Source organism: Candidatus Kosakonia sp. 282A-S69, from assembly GCF_029433855.1.
Lineage (GTDB): Bacteria > Pseudomonadota > Gammaproteobacteria > Enterobacterales > Enterobacteriaceae > Kosakonia > Kosakonia cowanii_A.
Genome location: NZ_JAROAU010000003.1, coordinates 2,324,436 through 2,342,092 on the forward strand (window position 1 = coordinate 2,324,436; position 17,657 = coordinate 2,342,092).

At 54.1% G+C, this 17,657-nt stretch carries 13 protein-coding genes; 4 read left to right on the top strand and 9 right to left on the bottom strand.

What is annotated here, in order from left to right:
* Nucleotides 1–22: 22 nt before the first annotated feature.
* The 8 genes from PU683_RS16735 to PU683_RS16770 all read right to left on the bottom strand — a co-directional run bounded on the left by PU683_RS16735 (nucleotide 23) and on the right by PU683_RS16770 (nucleotide 9,801).
* On the bottom strand, nucleotides 23–2,287 hold the full coding sequence (locus PU683_RS16735) for a ComEC family protein (RefSeq protein WP_277173437.1): 2,265 nt from the start codon (nucleotides 2,285–2,287) through the stop codon (nucleotides 23–25).
* 218 nt (nucleotides 2,288–2,505) lie between these two features.
* Nucleotides 2,506–2,790 carry an integration host factor subunit beta gene (ihfB, locus tag PU683_RS16740; RefSeq protein ID WP_007374142.1) on the bottom strand — a complete coding sequence of 95 codons (285 nt, stop codon included), beginning with the start codon at nucleotides 2,788–2,790 and terminating at the stop codon, nucleotides 2,506–2,508.
* A 180-nt stretch (nucleotides 2,791–2,970) separates the two neighbouring features.
* The gene (gene rpsA / locus PU683_RS16745) at nucleotides 2,971–4,644 is read right to left on the bottom strand and encodes a 30S ribosomal protein S1 (protein ID WP_017456188.1); all 1,674 of its coding nucleotides are present in this window, start codon (nucleotides 4,642–4,644) and stop codon (nucleotides 2,971–2,973) included.
* Nucleotides 4,645–4,760: 116 nt separating this feature from the next.
* A complete protein-coding gene (cmk, locus tag PU683_RS16750; RefSeq protein WP_277173440.1) occupies nucleotides 4,761–5,444 on the bottom strand; it encodes a (d)CMP kinase in 684 nt (227 codons plus the stop codon).
* Nucleotides 5,445–5,607: 163 nt separating this feature from the next.
* On the bottom strand, nucleotides 5,608–6,375 hold the full coding sequence (loiP, locus tag PU683_RS16755) for a metalloprotease LoiP (protein ID WP_023481474.1): 768 nt from the start codon (nucleotides 6,373–6,375) through the stop codon (nucleotides 5,608–5,610).
* A gap of 134 nt (nucleotides 6,376–6,509) precedes the next feature.
* Nucleotides 6,510–7,793, bottom strand: a complete 1,284-nt coding sequence (gene aroA / locus PU683_RS16760; protein ID WP_277173443.1) for a 3-phosphoshikimate 1-carboxyvinyltransferase — start codon at nucleotides 7,791–7,793, stop codon at nucleotides 6,510–6,512.
* Nucleotides 7,794–7,860: 67 nt separating this feature from the next.
* Nucleotides 7,861–8,946 carry a 3-phosphoserine/phosphohydroxythreonine transaminase gene (gene serC, locus PU683_RS16765; protein ID WP_277173445.1) on the bottom strand — a complete coding sequence of 362 codons (1,086 nt, stop codon included), beginning with the start codon at nucleotides 8,944–8,946 and terminating at the stop codon, nucleotides 7,861–7,863.
* A gap of 162 nt (nucleotides 8,947–9,108) precedes the next feature.
* Nucleotides 9,109–9,801, bottom strand: coding sequence for a DUF421 domain-containing protein (locus tag PU683_RS16770; RefSeq protein WP_054803088.1), 693 nt, complete (start codon nucleotides 9,799–9,801; stop codon nucleotides 9,109–9,111).
* A gap of 136 nt (nucleotides 9,802–9,937) precedes the next feature.
* Between PU683_RS16770 and ycaO the strand changes: the two genes are divergently transcribed.
* The 4 genes from ycaO to pflA all read left to right on the top strand — a co-directional run bounded on the left by ycaO (nucleotide 9,938) and on the right by pflA (nucleotide 16,227).
* On the top strand, nucleotides 9,938–11,698 hold the full coding sequence (gene ycaO / locus PU683_RS16775) for a 30S ribosomal protein S12 methylthiotransferase accessory factor YcaO (RefSeq protein ID WP_023481644.1): 1,761 nt from the start codon (nucleotides 9,938–9,940) through the stop codon (nucleotides 11,696–11,698).
* Between the two features lie 405 nt (nucleotides 11,699–12,103).
* Complete coding sequence (gene focA / locus PU683_RS16780) at nucleotides 12,104–12,961, top strand: formate transporter FocA (RefSeq protein WP_277173449.1); 858 nt, start codon at nucleotides 12,104–12,106, stop codon at nucleotides 12,959–12,961.
* Nucleotides 12,962–13,011: 50 nt separating this feature from the next.
* Nucleotides 13,012–15,294 (top strand): formate C-acetyltransferase, encoded by a 2,283-nt coding sequence (gene pflB, locus PU683_RS16785; RefSeq protein WP_277173451.1) that lies wholly within the window; start codon nucleotides 13,012–13,014, stop codon nucleotides 15,292–15,294.
* A 192-nt stretch (nucleotides 15,295–15,486) separates the two neighbouring features.
* Nucleotides 15,487–16,227, top strand: coding sequence for a pyruvate formate lyase 1-activating protein (gene pflA, locus PU683_RS16790; RefSeq protein WP_277173453.1), 741 nt, complete (start codon nucleotides 15,487–15,489; stop codon nucleotides 16,225–16,227).
* 71 nt (nucleotides 16,228–16,298) lie between these two features.
* Here the strand turns inward: pflA and PU683_RS16795 are convergent, their stop codons facing one another.
* Entirely contained in the window at nucleotides 16,299–17,447 is a 1,149-nt protein-coding gene (locus PU683_RS16795) for an MFS transporter (RefSeq protein WP_277173455.1), read from the bottom strand.
* Nucleotides 17,448–17,657 lie beyond the last annotated feature (210 nt).

Here is a 17,657-nt window from a genome sequence, read left to right on the forward strand (position 1 = left end):
CTTGTTGAAATAGCCGCATATTCTACCCGTTATCTTGGGGGACGCCAAACCACTGATGATACCAACGTGGTAAAAGTTGATCGCGTAAGCTGTGGATTTCCCAGCCCTGAGGCGAAAATGAAATGGTGATTTGCCCCTGGTGAGGAGTGTCGTACCACTGGTAGCCCTGCTGCTGGTAGCGTCTTTTGATCTTTGCCGAGGGCAAGCGCCAGGCGTTATAACGCGAGGCTGACGCCAGCGCCGCCGCACCACCAACACGCTGTATAAAGGGCAACGTTGAAGAGGTCTGGCTCCCGTGGTGCGGCACCTGCATGAGTGTAGCCTGCAAATGCGCCCAGTAATGACTGAGCATTGCCATCTCTCCCTGCCCTTCGATATCGCCGGTGAGCAAAACGCTGTAACGGCCATCCTCAACCTTCACCACGCAGGAGCGGTTATTCCCTTGCGTACGCGTTTCCTTCAGTGGCCAGTGCGCGGTAAACGATAATCCCTGCCAGTGCCAGCGCTCGCCGCGAAAACAGGGCGCATGTCCTGCCCAGCCAAGAGGGCTTCTGATCCACAACTGCGGCCAGATCTTCAGCAGCGAATCGAGTCCACCGCGATGATCGAGGTGATCGTGACTGAGAATAATCCCTTCCGGCTGCAGGCCATGCCAGCGCAGCCAGGGGCCAATCAGCTGCGCTCCGCTGTCGCCGCCGGGCCATGCAGTACCGGTGTCATATAACAGCGCTTTTCCCTTGCGCTCTATGACTATCGCCAGCCCCTGGCCAACATCCAGCATATGCACTGACCAGTTATCAGGCCGTGCGGTGTGCCAGACGGGAAAAGCAAGCAGCGTCAGGCAAGCCAGACAGATGGCAGGGAGCCTGCGCCACAGGCGAAAACGTAGCGCAACCAGTAACAGCCATGGCACCCAGGAGAACCATTGCCAGCGCGTATCAATACTGACCCAGCCGGACGGCAGCCCGCGTAAAAACGTAAACAGCGTCTCCAGGCTCATATCCGCCAGCGTCCAGCAGAGCGGTTGTAAAAATGTGGAGCCGGCAAGATGCAAGATCATCCCGGCCAGAATGAGTGGTACCGTTACAAAAGTCACCAGCGGGACAGCAATTAGATTAGCTACCAGCGCGCTCAGGCTCACACCATGAAAGATAGCAAGCTGCATTGGCAGCAAAAGAAACAGCATTCCGACCTGCAGATGTAGCAGGTTAAGCGCACTCCGCCCAAGCCACGTGCGCGCCTTCCATGGCACAGGAAACCACTGAAACCAGAAGAGCAAGGCTGCGACGGCGAAGGCCGAGAGCCAGAAGCTATCGGATAGCACAGCGAGCGGATCGATAAAGAGGATCGCAGCCACGCAGCATAGCCACACCTGCCAGGGCGACCACTGCCTGCCGGAAAGACGCAGAAGCGCCCAGACGCAAAGTGATATCGCTGTGCGCAGCGCTGGAGGTTGTAACCCCGTGAGCCAGGCGTAGCAGACCGCGCAGAGTAACCCGGTCAAGAGTGGCAAACGCCAGTTAATCCAGTGCGCAGGTAAAAGAAGTTGTGCGGCTCTGGCAAAAAGCCAGCCAAGCATAGCGGCCAGCGCGATGTGTAAACCAGAAATCGCCATTAAGTGCGCGGTGCCAGTCTGGCGGAAGGTCTCCTTCTCCTCCCGGCTAAGCGCTGCACGCTCCCCCATACCGAGCGCGAGGATCACGGCTTTCCACTGCCTTTCAGCCAGTGCTTCGCCCAGCGAATGAAGATAGTTTGCGCGCCAGCTGCAGCGTGGTGCCAGTAATGTGGCATCGATAAAGCGCCCGGTGAGCGGTTGATGTGAGGCCAGCGCATAACGCTGTGCATCAAATCCTCCCTCGTTCAGTTGCCCGTGAACGGCCCGCGCACGAAGGGTCATTATCCAGCGCTGGCCAGCGCAAACCGGAGCGGGAAGATATTGCCCGTAGAGCGTAATACCAGGAGCTGCAAGAAGCCGCTTGCCATCAAGACGAAGGATGTTTCCCTGATGACGGGTCGCGTTATCAGTGTGGGTAATTTCGATCTCAACCTGGCGATGCACTGCTGGCAGTTGGTTAGCTGGCCAGATCGCCTGCATTGCGGTAAGGATCCCCCACGCAAAAACAATCAGCGTTATGCCAGCGTAGCGCAACGCGAGGCTTTGTTGGTAAGCCAGCAGGCAACCTGCGACGATGACGCACCAGACTGTTCCCATGCCCGGCAACGCAGGTAGCCATGCAAGCGGCAAAATCCCAAGCGTAGTACAGGCGGCCAGCGCAGTCAGTCTCATCCCCACCTCCATGTTGTGTGGCGCAGTATGAGACGCAGCGATAGCGATGTCAGGGGCGTTTTTCGCGGTTTGCGGCGTGTGTCGGGAGCTTCTTTAAAAAGTTACGTCACAGCGACTGATTTTTGCGAGACAGCGTGGAAAAGCTAACGGCACAAGAAACGAAAAGAGCACCCCTTGGGGTGCTCTTTCGACGACTAAACGTTAGCGTTGGCTAAGGCTTATTCATAAATATTGGCGCGGTCACGTAATTCTTTACCCGGCTTGAAGTGCGGAACGTATTTACCTTCCAGATCCACTTTGTCGCCTGTTTTTGGGTTACGCCCGGTGCGTGGTGCACGATAGTGCAGGGAGAAACTGCCGAAACCGCGGATCTCAATGCGCTCGCCCTGGGCAAGAGTAGAGGCCATATGCTCCAGCATCTCTTTCACTGCATCTTCAACAGCTTTAGCCGGAATATGCGATTGCTGGCTTGCAAGTCTTTCGATCAATTCTGACTTGGTCATGATTGCTCCGGTCTCCTTCAACGCAAGGTTAGCTTAGTAGCTTGAACAAGGGCGGCCGTAGCCGCCCTTTGTCATTGATTACAGGACGAATCTTGTAATCTGTCAAGTTGCTCATCATCAATTGCGCTGTAACGGTCAACTTACGTCGCACGACAGCGCAAATGAGACAGCGTACCTGAATTACTCGCCTTTAGCTGCTTTGAAAGCTTCAGCCATAGCGTTAGAGAAGTTGCCTTCTTCCTGTTTGTTGTTAACAGAAGCGATTGCATCTTTCTCGTCAGCTTCGTCTTTCGCACGAACAGACAGGCTAACTACGCGGTTTTTACGGTCAACACCGGTGAACTTAGCTTCAACATCGTCGCCAACATTCAGAACCAGAGTTGCGTCTTCAACGCGGTCACGGGAAGCTTCAGAAGCGCGCAGGTAACCTTCAACGCCGTCAGCCAGTTCTACAGTTGCGCCTTTCGCGTCAACTGCAGTGACTTTACCGTTTACGATTGCGCCTTTCTTGTTCAGTGCAACATAGTTGTTGAACGGATCTTCTGCGAGCTGTTTAACGCCCAGGGAGATACGCTCACGCTCTGCGTCAACCTGCAGAACAACGGCTGCGATTTCGTCGCCTTTTTTGTATTCACGAACTGCTTCTTCGCCTGCAACGTTCCAGGAGATGTCAGACAGGTGAACCAGGCCGTCGATACCGCCGTCCAGGCCGATGAAGATACCAAAGTCAGTGATAGACTTGATTTTACCTTCAACGCGGTCGCCCTTGTTGTGGGTTTCAGCGAACTGCTGCCACGGGTTGGATTTGCACTGCTTCAGGCCCAGGGAGATACGACGACGTTCTTCGTCGATATCCAGAACCATCACTTCCACTACGTCGCCAACGTTAACAACTTTGGACGGGTGGATGTTTTTGTTGGTCCAATCCATTTCGGAAACGTGAACCAGGCCTTCAACGCCTTCTTCGATTTCAACGAAGCAGCCGTAGTCGGTCAGATTGGTCACGCGACCAGTCAGCTTAGTGCCTTCCGGGTAGCGTTTAGCGATAGCAACCCACGGATCTTCGCCCAGCTGTTTCAGGCCCAGGGACACACGGGTACGCTCGCGATCGAACTTCAGCACTTTAACAGTGATTTCGTCGCCAACGTTTACGATTTCGCTCGGATGCTTAACGCGTTTCCATGCCATATCAGTGATATGCAGCAGGCCGTCAACGCCGCCCAGATCAACGAATGCACCGTAGTCAGTGAGGTTCTTAACGATACCTTTAACTTCCATGCCTTCCTGCAGGTTTTCCAGCAGCTGATCGCGCTCTGCGCTGTTTTCGGATTCGATAACCGCACGACGGGAAACAACAACGTTGTTACGCTTCTGGTCAAGCTTGATTACTTTGAATTCAAGCTCTTTGCCTTCCAGGTGCAGAGTGTCACGGACCGGACGAACGTCTACCAGGGAACCCGGCAGGAACGCGCGAATACCGTTGAGCTCAACAGTGAAGCCGCCCTTGACTTTGCCGTTGATAACACCGGTAACAGTTTCTGCGTCTTCGTAAGCTTTTTCCAGCGTGATCCAAGCTTCGTGACGTTTCGCTTTCTCACGGGACAGCAGGGTTTCACCGAAGCCGTCTTCTACTGCATCCAGAGCAACGTCAACTTCGTCACCAACCTGGATTTCCAGCTCGCCCTGGGCGTTTTTGAACTGCTCAGCCGGAATGGCGGACTCAGATTTCAGACCGGCGTCAACCAGTACTACGTCTTTGTCGATAGCAACAACAACACCGCGGACAATGGAACCCGGGCGGGTTTCGATTTCTTTCAGGGACTCTTCAAAGAGTTGAGCAAAAGATTCAGTCATATTGATAATCTTCAGGATTCTTCAATTTAACGTCCACCTGGCTTCATGCCGGATGGGGTTGTTTCACATGCCTGCTCACACTCCGTTGCAGCAGGGGGTACTACGAATTCGGTCGCTTATGCGAGAGCCAACTTTTGGCGGGCGTATTGTAGCGCTTTTTCAATCACTTGCTCAATGCTTAAGCGGGTAGAATCCAGCACTAAAGCATCTGCAGCGGGAACCAGCGGTGCAACAGGACGATTACGATCGCGGTCGTCTCGTTCCTTTATCTCAGCCAAAAGGCGTTCAAAGTTAACACTAAAGCCCTTCTCCTGCAACTGTAGCATGCGGCGATGAGCACGCTCCTCTGCCGAGGCGTCGAGGAAGATTTTTACCGGGGCATCGGGAAAAACCACGGTGCCCATATCGCGCCCATCGGCAATAAGACCGGGCGCTTCGCGGAAGGCGCGCTGACGACGCAACAGCGCCTCGCGCACGCGCGGGAACGCAGCAATCTGCGACGCGGCATTGGCCACTTCCTGGGTACGAATTTCGCCGCTGACATCTTCACCTTCAAGGATCACTTCCAGGTGACCGCCGGTGGAGACAAAACGCACATCCAGGTGCACGGCGAGCGGCACCAGTACATCTTCCGAAGAGACATCAACGTGATGATGCAGTGCGGCCAGCGCCAGCACACGATAAATTGCGCCTGAATCTAACAGATGCCATTGCAACGCTTCCGCCATTGCCTTGCAAAGCGTGCCTTTTCCCGCACCGCTTGGCCCATCAATGGTGATTACCGGGGCAATTGCCGTCATCTTTTTCTCCTTAATCAAGGCATATCGTTATATAACGCCGCGCATTATACGCGCCAACGCGCACGAAAGTTACTGCTGCGTGCGAATAACAGAAGAGTATGAGGCTGAGTGTAGATTAATTGCGCGGGAGTACGGGCTGATTTGCACCAGCCCGGAATAAAACTTACTTCTTGCTATCTGCGGCGATACGGTCGCGGATATGCTTCGCACGCTCAGCTGACGGCGGGTGAGAATCAAACATCGATTTCTCAGAGCCAGCGTCAAGCTTCGCCAGCTTGTCGAAGCTGGTCACCAGCCCCTGACGGCTGATGTTGCGTTTTTTCAGCAGATCGTAGGAGAAATCATCCGCTGCGGACTCCTGGCTACGGGAGAAGGCAGAGTTGATCAGGTTCTCGCCCAGATCGCCCAGCTGAGACTGAGAAAGCTGTGCACCTGCCGCGCTGCTGGCGGAGATGGCATCACGCGCGGCCAGGGTGGCGTACGCAGTTTGCATCGCTTTACGGCTATGACCCAGTGCAACGTGGCCCATTTCATGGCCCAGAACCGCTTCAACTTCGTTGTTGGTCATCATGTCCATCAGACCGCTATAGACACGAATACAGCCGTTCGCCATCGCCCACGCATTCACCTCTTTGGTCATATAGACTTTGTAAGTGACCGGCGTGCCATCGATGTTGTTGCCCAGCGCTTTAGCAATCTTGTTCAGACGCTTCGCGTAGGTGCTTGATGCAGGCGCGATGGTGTTTTGTTTGTCCATCTCAGCACATGACTGCTCAGAAAGCGTTTTCACATCCGCGTCGCTCAGCGTCGCCGCTTTATAAGCAGACATACCGGATTTGGTAAGCGCATCCGTATCAATACCACCCATGTTTTTACAACCAGAGACCAGCGTTGCTGCTACGAGGCAGCTAAAAATCATTGTTTTTTTCATTGACAGTCCATGTATTAACTAACTGAATTGAGGGGAAAGAGTCCCGCGAGAATGGTAGCACAGCGCAGCGGCTTTTCATCCTCTCAACAATGGCGGGTCATTGCGCCCCGCGAGGATGCGGGGCGATAAGAACTTCAGGCAAGCGTGCTGATACTCCCTAACTGCTCGAAGTAATCCGGGAAGGTTTTCGCCGTGCATTTCGGGTCGAGAATGGTAACGGGCGTATCCGACAGCGCCACCAGCGAGAAGCACATCGCCATGCGGTGGTCGTTATAGGTGCAGATCTCTGCAACCTGTAGCGCGGCTGGCGGGGTCACGCGAATAAAGTCCTCGCCCTCCTCCACCGTTGCGCCCACTTTGCGCAGTTCCGTCGCCATGGCGAAGAGACGATCCGTCTCCTTCACGCGCCAGTTGTAGATATTACGCAGCGTGGTGGTCCCCTTCGCGAAGAGCGCCGTGGTGGCAATAGTCATTGCTGCATCGGGAATATGGTTCATGTCCATATCGATGGCGTTCAGCTCGCCGCGCGAACAGGCAATATAATCCTCGCCCCAGACCACGGCCGCGCCCATTTTTTCCAGTACGTCGGCGAAACGAATATCGCCCTGCACGCTATTACGACCAATACCGGTCACCTTGACCGTCCCGCCTTTAATGGCCGCAGCCGCAAGGAAGTAAGAAGCGGAAGAGGCATCGCCCTCAACAAGGTAGTGTCCCGGCGACTGGTAGTGCTGCCCGCCACGCACGACAAAACGCTGGTACTGCTGATTATCAACTTCAACGCCAAAGGTCTTCATCAGGTGGAGAGTAATATCGATATAGGGTTTCGACACCAGATCGCCTTTAATGGTAATTACCGTATCCTGCGGTGCCAGCGGCGCGGTCATCAGCAGCGCGGTTAAGAACTGGCTGGAGACGCTGCCATCAACGCTCACTTCGCCACCGTTAAACCCGCCGCGCAGACGCAGGGGCGGATAGTGCTCCTGCTCAAGGTAGTCAATCTTCGCCCCGCCCTGACGTAGCGCGTCGACGAGATGGCCAATCGGGCGCTCTTTCATGCGCGGCTCGCCGGTCAACACAACATCGCCGTCGCCCAGACAGAGCGCGGCGGCCAGCGGGCGCATCGCCGTGCCGGCATTACCGAGGAATAGCTCGACTTTTTCTGCCGCCCTCAGCGGGCCGCCCACGCCGACCACTTCACAGCGGGTACGATCGGCTGACAGCGTGTAATGAACCCCCAGCGTAGTCAGGGCATTGAGCATATGGCGAACATCGTCGCTGTCCAGCAGGTTGGTCAGCACGGTGGTGCCACGGGCAAATGCGGCAAGCAGCAAGGCGCGGTTTGAAACACTCTTTGAACCAGGCAGATTGATGGTGCCATCCACGCGCGCGATGGGTTGTAACGTCAGGGATTCCATGAAACTTCACTCTCTACGAACAAAATAAAAACCCCGCAGGCGGGCTGCGGGGATCGTTATTACTGCATTAACCGTGACGGCGTTCGAACTCAACCATAAAGTCCGTCAACGCCTGCACGCCCGCCAACGGCATGGCGTTATAGATAGAGGCACGCATGCCACCTACCACCCGATGACCTTTCAGCGCGTGCAGGCCGGCTGCGAAGGACTCTTCGAGGAAGAGTTTATCGAGCGCGCTGTCAGCCAGCTGGAAAGGCACGTTCATCCGCGAGCGGTTCGCTTTTGCCACATCGTTGCGGTAGAAATCACTGCCGTCAATCACGCCATACAGCAGATCGGCTTTTTGCTGGTTGATGCGATCCATCGCCGCAACGCCACCCTGCTGCTTCAGCCATTTGAACACCAGACCGGAGAGGTACCAGGCAAAGGTCGGCGGAGTGTTGAACATCGAGTCGTTATCATTAAGCACGGTGTAATCAAGAATCGACGGGCAGGCCTGGTGCGCCTTACCGAGCAGATCTTCACGCACAATCACCAGCGTTAATCCGGCCGGGCCAATGTTTTTCTGCGCACCGGCGTAGATCACACCAAAGCGGCTGACATCGAGGGGGGCAGAAAGAATGGTTGAGGAGAAATCCGCTGCCACTACCACATCGCCAAAGTCCGGCGTTTCGTCAATGGCAATACCGTCGATAGTTTCATTCGGGCAGTAGTGCAGATAAGCTGCGTTGTCGCTGAGCTGCCAGTCGCGCATCGGTTTAACCGCGCGCAGGCCGTCAAGGGTAGTTTTGGCATCAATTACGTTCGGCGTGCAGTACTTCTTCGCCTCTTTGACGGCGCTTGCCGCCCAGTAACCGGCATCCACGTAATCTGCGGTGGTTTTATCGCCCAGCAGATTCAGCGGTACGCCAGCGAACTGACCGCGGCCGCCGCCGTGACAAAACAGTACTTTATAGTTGGACGGGATAGTGAGCAGATCGCGAAAATCCTTTTCTGCCTCTTCCGCCATCTGGATAAACTCTTTGCCACGGTGGCTAATTTCCATCACCGACGTGCCGAGACCTTGCCAGTCGCACAACTCCTGCTGAGCCTGCTTGAGCACATCCGCCGGTAATACGGCCGGGCCAGAACTAAAATTGAAAACCTGCGTCATTTCCCCTTACCACCCTATAAAGCAAAACGTTTTTCCTGTGACATCGGTTTTATCATTCACCGCCACAGGCCGCAACGAGTAATCAGAGGCAGGGTAAAGTTGTGCGTCCCGTCACATAGCAGAATGTTTTGCCAGTCGAAAGCAGATCCGATAAAAACCCTGTTATGTGACGCGAATCGCCCTGCTGGCCTTCGACCATTCCGGATTTGCGCAGCGTGGGCAGGCTTTTTTTTCACCCGCCTGCAGGGCAGAAATTTTACTGCAGCGGACGCAAACATAATCGCCGGCTTCCGGCACGGTGATAAAACGCTCGCTGCACCCCTCTGGCAGAATACAGAGCCCGGGTTTTACCTCTTCATCGATATAGTAATAGACACTGAGCTGCCCGTTGGTCTCCATGATCGCCAGCCGTACCTGCCCGAGCTGTTCGACACCGTTGTTGCGCAGCTCCATAAAGAACTCGAACTCTGTCATGTTCTCCTTATGCAGCCTCTCCCACTCCAGCTCGCCCTCTTTAATAATGACGATCGGCTTACCCTCCAGCAGATCTTCCAGCTTTTCGCTGTGTGACATCAGCCACATCACCAGGCGGTAGAGCAGCGCGAGAGTAATAAAGACCACCAGCACCGGCAGCATGGGAACATCATCATAGAAAGCGACGTCACCTGCCGCCGATCCAAGCGTCAAAATGATCAACACCTCAAACAGCGACATCTGCCGTACGCCGCGTCGGCCAGTGATTTTCAGAAAAAGAAAGACCAGCACAAAGGTGTAGAGACTGCGCAGCGCCACTTCGCCCAAAAATTCGAGGGGAACCTTGTCGAGCGCCATGCGATGTAGGTCAAACGCTTTCATTTTTAATGCCTTAACAGGAGCAACTCCTGATAAGCATAGCCAGAACTTTTATTTTCGCCGCACCACGAAGGACGATAGCGCCTGCCACGTAAAACCCGTATCATTGCGCGCTTTACGTACGAAAAAAGTGACCGCCATGACCCAAACATTTATCCCCGGTAAAGACGCCGCGCTGGAAGACTCCATCGCCCGCTTTCAGCAGAAACTGACCGATCTCGGTTTCAATATTGAAGAGGCCTCCTGGCTCAACCCCGTGCCAAACGTCTGGTCGGTGCATATCCGCGATAAAGAGTGCGCGCTGTGCTTTACCAATGGTAAAGGCGCTACAAAGAAAGCGGCATTAGCCTCCGCGCTCGGCGAATATTTCGAACGTCTCTCCACCAACTACTTCTTTGCTGACTTCTGGCTCGGCGACGCGATTGCCCAGGGGCCGTTTGTCCACTACCCGAATGAGAAGTGGTTCCCGTTGCCGGAAGATGACTCGCTGCCGGAAGGCATTCTGGATGCGCGCCTGCGCGCGTACTACGATCCGGAAAACGAACTGGCCGCCGGTATGCTCATCGATCTGCAGTCCGGTAATGAAGAGCGTGGCATCTGCGCCCTGCCCTTTACCCGCCAGTCGGATGAGCAGACGGTCTATATTCCGATGAACATCGTTGGCAACCTCTATGTCTCCAACGGCATGTCGGCGGGCAACACTCGTAACGAAGCGCGTGTGCAGGGTCTGTCTGAAGTGTTCGAACGTCATATTAAAAACCGCATTATTGCCGAGAGCATCAGCCTGCCGGAGATCCCGCAGGAGGTGCTGGCGCGCTATCCGGGCGTTGTCGAAGCGATTGCGAAACTGGAAGCGGAAGGTTTCCCGATCTTTGCCTACGATGGCTCGCTGGGCGGTAACTACCCGGTTATCTGCGTGGTATTGTTCAACCCGGCGAATGGCACCTGCTTCGCCTCGTTTGGCGCGCACCCGGACTTCGGCGTGGCGCTGGAGCGTACGGTTACGGAGCTGCTGCAGGGCCGCGGTCTGAAGGATCTGGATGTCTTTACCCCGCCGACCTTTGATGATGAAGAAGTGGCAGAGCACGCTAACCTCGAGACGCACTTTATCGACTCGAGCGGCCTCATCTCCTGGGATCTGTTCAAACAGGATGCCGATTATCCGTTTGTCGACTGGAGCTTTGCCGGCACCACGGAAGAGGAGTTCGCGACGCTGATGAGCATCTTCCAGAAGGAGGATAAAGAGGTTTATATCGCGGATTACGAGCACCTGGGCGTCTACGCCTGCCGTATTCTGGTGCCAGGTATGTCTGATATCTACCCTGCGGAAGATCTGTGGCTGGCGAATAACACCATGGGTACCCACCTGCGCGAAACCATCCTCTCCCTGCCTGGTAGCGAGTGGGATAAAGAGGCCTATCTCGATCTTATTGCGCAGTTGGATGATGAAGGTCACGATGACTTTACCCGCGTACGCGAACTGCTGGGCCTGGCAACGGGCAAAGATAACGGCTGGTATACCCTGCGTATCGGTGAGCTGAAAGCGATGCTGGCGCTGGCGGGCGGCGATCTCGATCAGGCCCTGGCCTGGACCGAGTGGACGATTGAGTTTAACGCCTCGATCTTCAGCCCTGAACGCGCCAACTACTACCGTTGCCTGCAGACTCTGTTGCTGCTGGCGCAGGAAGAGGAGCGTCAACCGCTGCAATACCTCAACGCCTTTGTACGTATGTATGGCGCTCAGGCCGTTGAAGCTGCCAGCGCCGCACTCAGCGGTGAAGCGCCGTTCTACGACCTGCAGCCTGCTGACGGCACGCTACAGGCGTTCCCGGCTCATCAGTCGCTGTTAGCCGCTTACGAAAAATTACAACGTGCGAAAGTTGCTTACTGGTCTAAGTAACGACAAATAACACCACAACAGGTAGGCTTATTCGCAAGTCTACGCTATATTACGGGGCAATTTTATTGCCCCTTTTTTATTATATTTTGGTGATGAATCTTAAATGTAATATTTAAGTTAATCGTGGGTAAATATAATTACATTCACAACGCGAATATTGTTACGTGTAATAGCAATTACTCCATATTAATTAACCGTTAACGGAGGATGGCACAAAAAAATTCAACGCTTCTTATAAATTTTAAAATTTATTTTTATTTTGATAATCAACACGTTAACCCGCATCAGCAGAAAAACCATACGCTTTGCGGTCCTATAAGCCAGGCGAGATATGATCCATATCAAATTGTCTTCTATAATGCTTTGTTAGTATCTCGTCGCCGACTTAATAAAGAGAGAGTTAGTGTGAAAGCTGACAACCCTTTTGATCTAATACTTCCAGCAGAGATGGCCAAAGTGGCCGAAGAAGCTGGTGTCTATAAAGCGACTAAACATCCGCTTAAGACCTTCTACCTGGCGATCACCGCCGGTGTGTTTATCTCCATTGCGTTCGTTTTCTATATAACGGCTACCACCGGTACAGGAACTATGCCGTACGGCATTGCGAAACTTATCGGCGGCATCTGTTTCTCACTTGGGTTGATTCTCTGCATTATCTGCGGCGCCGACCTCTTTACCTCCACGGTGCTGATTGTTGTAGCGAAAGCCAGCGGACGCATCACCTGGGGGCAACTGGCTCGAAACTGGATCAACGTTTACGTTGGCAACCTGGTTGGTGCGCTGCTCTTCGTCTTACTAATGTGGCTGTCCGGCGAATATATGGTCGCCAACGGCGGCTGGGGCTTAAACGTATTGCAGACCGCCGATCACAAAGTGCACCACACCTTCGTTGAAGCGGTAGCGTTAGGTATCCTCGCGAATCTGATGGTCTGCATGGCGGTATGGATGAGTTACTCCGGCCGCAGCTTGATGGATAAAGCAATGATTATGGTGCTGCCGGTCGCGATGTTTGTCGCCAGCGGTTTTGAGCACAGTATTGCGAACATGTTTATGATCCCGATGGGCATCGTCATTCGCAACTTTGCAAGCCCGGAGTTCTGGACCGCAGTTGGTTCCAGCCCGGAAAGTTTTTCTCACCTGACCGTAATGAACTTTATTACCGATAATCTGATCCCAGTCACCATCGGGAACATCATCGGTGGAGGCCTACTGGTCGGGTTGACATACTGGGTCATTTACCTGCGTGGCAACGATCAACACTAAGACCGTTTCAGGCAGTAAATAAAAAATCCACTTAAGAAGGTAGGTGTTACATGTCCGAACTTAACGAAAAATTAGCCGCAGCCTGGGAAGGTTTTACTCAAGGTGAATGGCAAAACGCTGTAAACGTACGTGATTTTATCCAGAAAAACTACACTCCGTATGAAGGTGACGAGTCCTTCCTGGCTGGCGCAACCGACGCAACCACCCAGCTGTGGGACAAAGTCATGGAAGGCGTGAAGCTGGAAAACCGCACGCATGCGCCAGTTGATTTCGACACCTCCGTTGCTTCCACTATCACCTCTCACGATGCGGGCTACATCAACAAGCAGCTTGAGAAGATCGTTGGTCTGCAGACCGAAGCACCGCTGAAACGCGCCATTATCCCGTTTGGCGGGATCAAAATGGTTGAAGGCTCCTGCAAAGCGTACAACCGCGAACTGGATCCGCAGCTGAAAAAAATCTTCACCGAATACCGTAAAACCCATAACCAGGGCGTATTCGATGTCTACACCAAAGATATCCTGAACTGCCGTAAATCTGGCGTGCTGACCGGTCTGCCGGACGCCTACGGCCGTGGTCGTATCATCGGTGACTACCGTCGCGTTGCGCTGTATGGCATCGACTTCCTGATGAAAGACAAATATGCCCAGTTCCAGTCTCTGCAGTCTGACCTGGAAAACGGCGTAAACCTGGAAGCGACTATCCGTCTGCGCGAAGAGATTGCTGAACAGCACCGCGCGCTGGGTCAAATCAAAGAGATGGCAGCAAAATATGGCTGCGATATCTCCGGTCCGGCTACCACCGCTCAGGAAGCGATTCAGTGGACCTACTTCGGCTACCTGGCCGCGGTTAAGTCTCAGAACGGCGCTGCAATGTCCTTCGGTCGCGTCTCCACCTTCCTGGACGTCTACATTGAACGTGACCTGAAAGCGGGCAAAATCACCGAACAAGACGCTCAGGAAATGATTGACCACCTGGTCATGAAACTGCGTATGGTCCGCTTCCTGCGTACCCCTGAGTATGATGAGCTCTTCTCTGGCGACCCGATTTGGGCAACCGAATCTATCGGCGGTATGGGCGTTGACGGCCGTACGCTGGTGTCTAAAAACAGCTTCCGTTTCCTGAACACCCTCTACACCATGGGGCCGTCTCCGGAGCCGAACATCACCGTTCTGTGGTCTGAAAAACTGCCGCTGAACTTCAAAAAATTCGCGGCTAAAGTCTCCATCGACACCTCTTCTCTGCAGTATGAGAACGATGACCTGATGCGTCCGGACTTTAACAATGATGACTACGCGATTGCCTGCTGCGTAAGCCCGATGGTTGTCGGCAAACAGATGCAGTTCTTCGGTGCGCGTGCAAACCTGGCGAAAACCATGCTGTATGCGATCAACGGCGGCGTGGATGAAAAACTGAAAATGCAGGTAGGTCCGAAATCTGAACCTATCAAAGGCGATGTGCTGAAGTACGACGAAGTGATGGAACGTATGGATCACTTTATGGACTGGCTGGCTAAACAGTATGTCACCGCACTGAACGTGATCCACTACATGCATGACAAGTACAGCTACGAAGCCTCTCTGATGGCGCTGCACGATCGTGACGTAGTACGTACCATGGCTTGCGGTATCGCTGGCCTGTCGGTTGCAGCGGACTCCCTGTCTGCTATCAAATATGCGAAAGTAAAACCGATTCGTGACGAAGACGGTCTGGCTATCGACTTCGAAATCGAAGGCGAATACCCGCAGTTTGGTAACAACGACGCACGCGTCGATGACATGGCGGTTGACCTGGTAGAACGTTTCATGAAGAAAATTCAGAAGCTGACCACCTACCGCAATGCGATCCCGACCCAGTCGGTTCTGACCATCACTTCTAACGTTGTGTATGGTAAGAAAACCGGTAACACCCCGGATGGCCGCCGCGCAGGTGCACCGTTTGGGCCGGGTGCTAACCCGATGCACGGTCGTGACCAGAAAGGTGCTGTAGCCTCTCTGACTTCCGTTGCCAAACTGCCGTTTGCCTACGCGAAAGATGGTATCTCTTACACCTTCTCTATCGTACCGAACGCGCTGGGTAAAGATGATGAAGTGCGTAAAACCAACCTTGCAGGCCTGATGGATGGTTACTTCCACCATGAAGCCTCTATCGAAGGTGGTCAGCACCTCAACGTGAACGTCATGAACCGCGAAATGCTGCTCGACGCGATGGAAAACCCGGAGAAATATCCGCAACTGACCATCCGCGTTTCCGGTTACGCTGTACGCTTTAACTCTCTGACTAAAGAGCAGCAGCAGGACGTGATTACCCGTACTTTCACCCAGACCATGTAATGGTATTGGCTGAAAGAAGCTTGTAAAAAGCGTACACTAAAGGCTCCACGTCTGTGGGGCCTTTTTCACAACCATAGCCTGCTTCGTCAGCCATCTGTTAACCGGATGCCTGCCAAAACAGACTTAGTGCAGACGGAATGAAACTGTACAGACACAGGCCCCGGACGGGCCACATCTGGAGAAAACACCGCAATGTCAGTTATTGGTCGCATACACTCCTTCGAATCCTGCGGTACGGTCGACGGGCCGGGCATCCGCTTTATCACCTTCTTTCAGGGCTGCCTGATGCGCTGCCTCTACTGCCATAACCGTGATACCTGGGATACGCATGGCGGTAAAGAGATCACCGTTGAAGAGCTGATGAAAGATGTGGTGGCTTATCGCCACTTTATGAATGCCTCTGGCGGCGGCGTTACCGCCTCAGGTGGCGAAGCGATTTTGCAGGCGGAGTTTGTCCGCGACTGGTTCCGCGCCTGTAAAAAAGAGGGTATCCATACCTGCCTTGATACCAACGGCTTTGTTCGCCGCTACGATCCGGTGATCGACGAACTGCTGGAGGTTACCGATCTGGTCATGCTCGATCTGAAACAGATGAATGATGAGATCCACCAGAACCTGGTGGGTGTCTCCAACCACCGCACGCTGGAGTTCGCCCAGTACCTGGCGAAGAAAGGGGTTAAGGTTTGGATCCGCTACGTCGTCGTTCCAGGCTGGTCAGATGATGATGACTCTGCGCACCGCCTCGGCGAGTTCACCCGCGATATGGGCAACGTCGAAAAAATCGAGCTGCTGCCCTACCATGAGCTGGGCAAACACAAATGGGTGGCAATGGGCGAAGAGTACAAGCTGGATGGCATTCACCCGCCGAAAAAAGAGACCATGGAGCGTGTGAAAGGGATCCTCGAGCAGTACGGTCATAAAGTGATGTACTGAGCTGCACAGAGAATAAAAAAAGCCACAACGCAGCGTTGTGGCTTTTTTGTCTGCCGGATGAACCGCCGACGTCAGGCGTGTGCGACCGGTGTCGGGTGATGGCCCGCTTTACGCATCAGCATCACCAGATAGACCAGCGATACGCCGGCAATCATCACAAACAGCAGGCTGTCAGAGTAACTCTGCATCAGCATGGAGGTGAGCGTTGGCCCCAGCAGGCTACCGATGGTATAGCTCAGCAGCAGCGCCTGATTCATCGCCACCAGCTGGTGATGTTCAACTTTTTCACAGGCCCAGGCCATCGCCACCGGGTAGAGAGTAAAACCTGCGGTACCAAGTACAAACAGCGCAGGTGCCATCGCTGCGTTACTCAGCATGCCAAAGCAACCAATGATCACCACAAAAACCTGCACGCGCAGCACCAGCAGACGACCAAAGCGATCGGCGATGCGGCCAATCGGCCACTGACCGATGATCCCGGCGCTGACCATTAACGCCATCCAGAAACCAATGCCGGAGTCGCTGACGCCCTGGTGCGACAGATAGAGCGGCATCAGGCCATAGAGCGAGCCGAGGATAATCCCGGAGATAATGCAGCCGTTGACGCCAAGACGAGCCTGACGCAGACGCAGCATCGGCCAGATTGAGGAAGCCACCTGCTCTTCACTCTGTTGATTAACAATGCGCGTAAAGAGCAGCGGCAGCATTGCCGCCAGCACCATACCGGTTACCCACGGCAGCACGCTCATCAGTTCTGTTGGCAGTTTGCTGACCATCAGCTGGCCAAGCACGGTGCCGATGTAGTAGACCATCATATAAGCCGCCAGCAGACGACCGCGGTTGCGTGAGGTACCGCTGGACATCAGCGCACTCTCCACCACCACCCAAATCATGGCGCAACCGACACCGGCGATAAAGCGCCAAATCATCCAGCTCCAGAAACCAACCATCAGTCCTAACCCGACGCAGCCTGCGGCGAAAATCAGCGACGCGATATAGTAGCTGCGGTTAAAGCCCATCTGGCGGATCAGTCGCCCGGTCAGTAACGTTCCCAGCAGGTTGCCGGTGAAATAGGAGGAGCCAACCATGCCAACCTGCCAGGTAGGCAGATTTTCATGGGCGAGCCAGAGTGGCACGAGCGTGTTCAGCGTCGCGATAGCCAGGGTCAACAGCATCAGGCCACAGAGCAATAAAAGCACTGGCCGGGTATAGGTGGTCATGGGTTAAAACCGTGAGGAAGTTCAGATTGCGTGCGCATCATGCCACCGGCAAAAACATTGTCAATCCACTCTTTTTCGCCAGAGTGCGCTTTTTATCGGCGACGATTTATAAAACTTATCCTCGTTTCCAGTTACTGCCCACCGTCGCGTTATATCTCTTTGATAAAGCGTCGATAATCGATAATCAGCAACTATTTTTCAGTTGAAAAA

Coding starts and splice junctions, on each gene's coding strand:
- PU683_RS16735 (WP_277173437.1), bottom strand. CDS start 2,287: ATGAGACTGACTGCGCTGGCCGCCTGTACTACGCTTGGGATTTTGCCG.
- ihfB (WP_007374142.1), bottom strand. CDS start 2,790: ATGACCAAGTCAGAATTGATCGAAAGACTTGCAAGCCAGCAATCGCAT.
- rpsA (WP_017456188.1), bottom strand. CDS start 4,644: ATGACTGAATCTTTTGCTCAACTCTTTGAAGAGTCCCTGAAAGAAATC.
- cmk (WP_277173440.1), bottom strand. CDS start 5,444: ATGACGGCAATTGCCCCGGTAATCACCATTGATGGGCCAAGCGGTGCG.
- loiP (WP_023481474.1), bottom strand. CDS start 6,375: ATGAAAAAAACAATGATTTTTAGCTGCCTCGTAGCAGCAACGCTGGTC.
- aroA (WP_277173443.1), bottom strand. CDS start 7,793: ATGGAATCCCTGACGTTACAACCCATCGCGCGCGTGGATGGCACCATC.
- serC (WP_277173445.1), bottom strand. CDS start 8,946: ATGACGCAGGTTTTCAATTTTAGTTCTGGCCCGGCCGTATTACCGGCG.
- PU683_RS16770 (WP_054803088.1), bottom strand. CDS start 9,801: ATGAAAGCGTTTGACCTACATCGCATGGCGCTCGACAAGGTTCCCCTC.
- ycaO (WP_023481644.1), top strand. CDS start 9,938: ATGACCCAAACATTTATCCCCGGTAAAGACGCCGCGCTGGAAGACTCC.
- pflB (WP_277173451.1), top strand. CDS start 13,012: ATGTCCGAACTTAACGAAAAATTAGCCGCAGCCTGGGAAGGTTTTACT.
- pflA (WP_277173453.1), top strand. CDS start 15,487: ATGTCAGTTATTGGTCGCATACACTCCTTCGAATCCTGCGGTACGGTC.
- PU683_RS16795 (WP_277173455.1), bottom strand. CDS start 17,447: ATGACCACCTATACCCGGCCAGTGCTTTTATTGCTCTGTGGCCTGATG.